At 64.1% G+C, this 5,102-nt stretch carries 5 protein-coding genes; all 5 read right to left on the reverse strand.

Annotated elements, in window-relative coordinates; all coding sequences use genetic code 11:
- Window positions 1-1,669 (reverse strand): caspase family protein (locus KA184_23195; protein MBP8132497.1); only part of this gene is annotated, 1,669 nt, incomplete at its 3' end.
- A gap of 31 nt (window positions 1,670-1,700) precedes the next feature.
- Entirely contained in the window at window positions 1,701-2,372 is a 672-nt protein-coding gene (locus KA184_23200; GenBank protein ID MBP8132498.1) for a DUF4384 domain-containing protein, read from the reverse strand.
- Window positions 2,373-2,405: 33 nt separating this feature from the next.
- Entirely contained in the window at window positions 2,406-3,269 is an 864-nt protein-coding gene (locus KA184_23205) for a DUF4384 domain-containing protein (GenBank protein ID MBP8132499.1), read from the reverse strand.
- A 46-nt stretch (window positions 3,270-3,315) separates the two neighbouring features.
- Window positions 3,316-4,071, reverse strand: a complete 756-nt coding sequence (locus KA184_23210; GenBank protein ID MBP8132500.1) for a DUF4384 domain-containing protein — start codon at window positions 4,069-4,071, stop codon at window positions 3,316-3,318.
- A 123-nt stretch (window positions 4,072-4,194) separates the two neighbouring features.
- Window positions 4,195-5,102: hypothetical protein (locus KA184_23215; protein ID MBP8132501.1), on the reverse strand; the 908-nt coding region annotated here is incomplete at its 5' end.

The raw sequence follows: 5,102 nt of genomic DNA on the forward strand, positions 1-5,102 counted from the left end.
CATTGCCGGCCCCGCCTCGCGTCCCGGGTTCCGGCACATCGGGCACATCCAGAGGCGTGTCCGTCAGGAACACCTTGAGATACTCATCGCCCAGCGGGGGCTCGACGACCACCTCGTAGTCCGCGTCCGGCGGCGGAAAGACAACCGTGGCGCCCGCGGCTATCTTCCGCGCGGGCGCATAGGCATTTGGCAGAAGAACGTCTATGCCGCCCTGGCAGTCCACGTTAATCAGCGTGAGATATCCTTCGCGGCGCGCGGTAATCTCGTACACGATGCGGTCGCCGTTGCCGAGGTTGTCCATGGCCCCGGCCAGCGTGACCGAGACGCCCGCGCCGGAGTCGGCGCTGCGCAGGCGCAGCAGATTGTTGACCAGATATATGCGGCGCAACTCCCCGACGATGGGCGCGAGCGACGCGGCGTCCAGGACCGCCAATTCCTGGCGCAGGCTGGTTTCGCCGCCGGGCAGCAGCACGCCGACTACGGTGTTGCCGCCCCCGTCAGGGTCCTTGCCATGGTAGACGCTCACTTCCGCGGCGTCGCGCGATTCGGCTATGCGCACGAAAGGCTGCTGCCGGATTGCTCCCGCGACGGCCGCCTGAGCCTCATCGTCCTCAGACGGTTTGCCGAAAAAGGCGCTGTGCGGGGCCACGTAGACCGCCAGAGGCCGGACTGCTTCGGCCGTTTCCACGGCCGCCGGCGGGGACGGAGGCGTGTTCTCGCCGGGCGTCTCGCCGGGGCCGGAAGCCGTTTGCAGCACGGGTTGTGTCAGGGCTTTGGTATCGCCTTCGATTTGGGGATGTTGGTCCAATCTCGTAATGTCGGTGCAATTCGCCAAGTACTCGCCCAGTTCCCCGTATGTCAGCGTATGTCCGGAGCCGCTGGTGTTTTCGAGGATGCGCCAGAGGTTGGCAGTGAAGACACCGTGATGCCGTTGCCCTTCCGGCATGTCCACGAGCAGGTCCTTGGCCTTTTCATCCGACCGGCACGCGGCCAGAAGCACCGTTTGAGTAGCTTGTGCCCGGTCAATCACGTCGCGACAACCCGACACCACCAGGGGCAGACTTCGTGTGACCACCGGGCGTTCCTGCCGGAGCAATTGAACTGGGTCATCCTTTTGCTGCAACTCGCTGAATGACACGTAGCGCGCATTGCCAAGTGAACGAATGCCGGTGCCGGAGAAACAGCTATCGAGGACGACGACAAATTGCCGGTCGCCAAGTTGGTCGGCAAGTTCGCCCAGCAGGTCGTCCCGGATGAGGTTTATGAGCCCACCGGAGCTTGCCTGCACATCATAGGGAACGATGGCTTCATCGCGGCCGTCGTCCTCGTCGCCATTGTCATCAGGAACCTGCGTGCCGTGGCCGCTGAAATGGAAAACCACGAGGTCGCCCGGCTTCGTTCCCGCGATGAGATGAGCCCGGAAAGCCTCGACTATAGCCGCGGCGGTTGCTTGCGTATCCAACAGGCGCCGCATGTTCGCGGAAGGGAAGCCAAAACGGCGCGTCAACAGCTTTTCCATTAAGGCAACGTCGTTGACGCAGCCATTCAGCGGATTGCATTGCGGGTACGCATTGATACCCACGAGCAGGGCATACTTCTCGCCCGCGGCCGCAAACCCAAAGAGCATGCCCGCGGCAAGCAATACCACGGCTCTTCGCTGTAAGCGCATGGTTACCGTCCTTGCCTTGATTCTTGGATGCTCAGTCGTGGTGGAGCACGATGCCGGCCTTCAGGTATGCGGAGGCGTCCGGCGCGGTGAACGTGAACTTCGTTTCTTTTTCCGAGGCCTGCGAACTGAGGTTGCCGCCGAGCGCGGCGTCTTCCGTCAGTTGCGCCAGCGCCGCCTGCACCCGGTCCGAAGCAACGGGGCTTTCGCTGAACAGCTGTTCCAGCGCTTCGATACGGTTCTTGCTCAGAAAGACCGTAACGTTCTCGGCACCCGGGGTGTCGCTGAAGCGCAGCCAGCTGTCCGGGCCTTCCGGGGGCACGCGCAGGGTCTCGCCCGCCTTGACCATGTTATTCGTCAACCCCGCCGCACGGTTGGGGAACAGCAGGTCGAAATTGCCCGAACTGCCGCGGTTGACCACGTAGCAGAACCCTTCCTGCGCGGGCATGAAAACAAGCCGGAACCGGCTGTTCTGGTCGCCGTGGAAGTAATCGGGACCGACGGTCTGTCCCGGCGGCCCGTGTTCCGGTTCCACCGCGATGCCGAGTTCAAGCATCGTGGCCGCGTCGTTTCCGGTGTCCGCGGCCGGGGCTTGTGTTGGTTCCGCGGGTTGCGGCTGCGGCTCCGGTTGCGGCTGAACGCAGCCGGACACGGCCGCAAGCGTCAAAAGCGCCATCGCCCACAACAGTCTATGATTTGAAGTCATGGCCAAACTCCTTCCTTCGATGGTTCCATCCGCTCATTTCTCGTGCCGGAGCGTGAGATGATGCACCAGCACCGGCGTTTGAGTCACGACATAGGCCTGGGGCGGCTCGTCGCCGTAGTCCCAGCCGTCCATGCCCGCTTCCTCATAATAGACTTTCGCGGCGCCGCCGGCGGAAGCCTTTCCGGTATACTGCGTGACCACCTGCCAGCCCGACTCGTCCAGGAACCCGCCTTCCGCGGGCACGAGGCTTGCCAGCTCCGCAATAGGCTCCGGAGAGAGGAAGAGATACAGTTCCTCGTCGCCGGCGGCTTTGTCGAAGCGCCACCAGCCGCGCGAGGCGCCCGTGGGCGGCGGCACGGAGATGCGGCGGTACTGGCGCACGCTGTTGGCGCCGTTGTTGATGCGCGGGTCGGGAAACAGGCACGCGCCGCGGCCCGAGGCGCCCTGCTGGTAGATGTACAGGTAGCCGTCGATGTTGCTCTCGAAAACAAGCCGGATGCGGTCGCCGCTGTGGAACCGGTGCTTGTCCGTCACTTCCTGCACGTTGTTTTCGCGGTCCAGCAGCAGAACCTTGTAGCGCAGCGTCATCTGCGGCGCGGCGGCCGCCTGCTGCTCCTGCTGCTGCTCCTGCTGCGTCGCATCGTCCGCGGTGACGGTCGTAGTGGTGATTTCGACCGTGCCCGTTCCTTCCTGCACTTCAATCCCGACTTGCGGCTCGAACAGCGAAATCAGCGGCGCGTAATAGCTGAACGTGCCGTAGTGCGTTTCCTTCGCGTCCGGCACGGGGACAGCTTCCGGGGCGGCGCCGTCATCGGCGGCCTGTGCGAAGGCCGGGCATAGCACTGCCAGCACCGCCGCCATGCCGCACAGGGCCAGAGTCTTTTTCAGTGGGCTCATCGTGTGATTCCCTTTTGGTTGTTTTTCCGTTGCGCGCCGCGCCGGTTCAAGGCTGATGTTCCAGGTCCAGGTACACGGCCACAGGCCGCGTGAAACCTTCCTGGCCGTGGTCGGTAACGTAATTGCCGCCCTGGCCGTCGTCGTTGGACTCGTACTGCTCCAGCGTCAGGTCCTTGCTCTTGCCCAGCGTGACGCAACTGGCCGCGACCTGGTCCCACAGGTTCTGCTGCGCGGAGCTCAGATTCAGCGGCTCTTCGAGGTCGCGCGCCTGTTCCGCCATCTGCTCCCACTCCTGCACCGGCTTCGGCGAAATCACGAGGCAGAGCCTTTCCACGCCCGGCGTCTCGTCAAAGACAAACGGCGTCTTGATGGTCGGCACGGTCGTGTCCGTGCGCGGCTGCACATGATTATCCGGGCCGGCGATGCCCGGGAACATCATCGTCACCTTGCCCGACGAGCCCTTGCAGACGAGGTAGGCGTAACATTCGACGTTTGTGCCGAATTTGAAGTATATCTTGTCGCCGGAGCGGAAGCCGCCCTTGCTGTCCAGGAGCAGGTCGCGCGTTTCCGCGCGCTCGACCCAGTAACGGATAGTGGGCTGGGAGGCGGAAGCTTGCGACGCCTCGCCGCTATCCTGCGGCGAACCCGCCGAGGACGGCCCAGCCGTCGAAGAGCCCGCTTGTTGAAAGTAGATGTCGCGGTTGGAGGCGTCTGAACCGGCCCACGAGGCGCCCGCCGCGACCAGGGCAAGCACGCAGGCCGCCACGAACAAGCCCCTTGTCAAATACACTCGCTTATGCATGATTCTCATCCTCCTCTGCGTTTGGTTGACCGCTCGATTTTCCCCATGAGAGGCTTGGCGTCCTCTCCCTTCAACACTATGGACACCGCCCGCGCGGCAAAGTTCGCGCGGCCCGGAGATTACCTACGGGCCTGGCTGAGCCGGAAACAGGTCGTCCAGGCTTATCGGCACGCCGCTCCCCGAATCCGCGTTGCCGGTTCCGGGCGCCGTATCATCCGGCGGCCCAAGGTCCGGCAACGGCTCATTGGCCGCGAAAGCCCGGACCAGGTGCGGCCAAAGGCACTCCTGAGCGAAACGGATATTCTCGCCCGTGTACGCGCTGATGCTGACGTCTTCGTATTCCTCATATTCGAGGCCTCTCGGAAAGAAGACCGACAGCCCGCTGCGGCGCTGCTCCCGCGCGCGCATGCCCATCGGCACGGCGTCGCGGTAGGCCTGCAGCGCGGCGTTGGCGGACGCGCGAATGCCTCCCGGCATCTGCTCCGCCTTTGCGGCCGATTCCAGAAACTGCCCCAGGTCCACGTAGGGCAGGCGCAACTGGCCAGAGCCCATCTCCGGCCCGGCGTCGCTGCGCACAACCGACAGCGGGTCGCGCAGGTCCCACGCGGCCTTGCCGTCCCTTCGCGGCTGCGTCGCGGCGGCCACGTGTTTGGTGAAGTTGTTCAGTTCCCGAACCAGCGCGGACAGCCGTTCCGGCACAATCAGCGCCAGCGTGCAGTCTTCTTCGCTCTGATAGGTCTCGTGGTACGCGCGGACCGCGGCTTCGCCCAGTTTGGCCCCGTCCATCCCCGGATTGCTCGCGAGTTCGGCCAGGAAGGGCGCATAAGAATAGCCCTGCCCCGGAATAACCTGCTCGGACGCAATCATGTACCGCGCAAGGTCTTTCAGTTCGTAGGCCACCTCGACCATGCCCATCAGGCAGGCGTCGAAGCCCAGCAGCTCGAATCGAACGCCGGACTGTTCCAGCGCCTCGCGCACCTCTTTGGTGTACAAGGTGTTGCCGCTCTCGTCGTCGCTGCACACGGCGCGGA

Source organism: Candidatus Hydrogenedentota bacterium (assembly GCA_018005585.1).
Classification (GTDB): Bacteria; Hydrogenedentota; Hydrogenedentia; order Hydrogenedentales; family JAGMZX01; genus JAGMZX01.

Bases quoted from the DNA above. Each gene is read 5' to 3' on its own strand.
- KA184_23200 (MBP8132498.1), bottom strand. From the start codon at position 2,372: ATGACTTCAAATCATAGACTGTTGTGGGCGATGGCGCTTTTGACGCTT.
- KA184_23205 (MBP8132499.1), bottom strand. From the start codon at position 3,269: ATGAGCCCACTGAAAAAGACTCTGGCCCTGTGCGGCATGGCGGCGGTG.
- KA184_23210 (MBP8132500.1), bottom strand. From the start codon at position 4,071: ATGCATAAGCGAGTGTATTTGACAAGGGGCTTGTTCGTGGCGGCCTGC.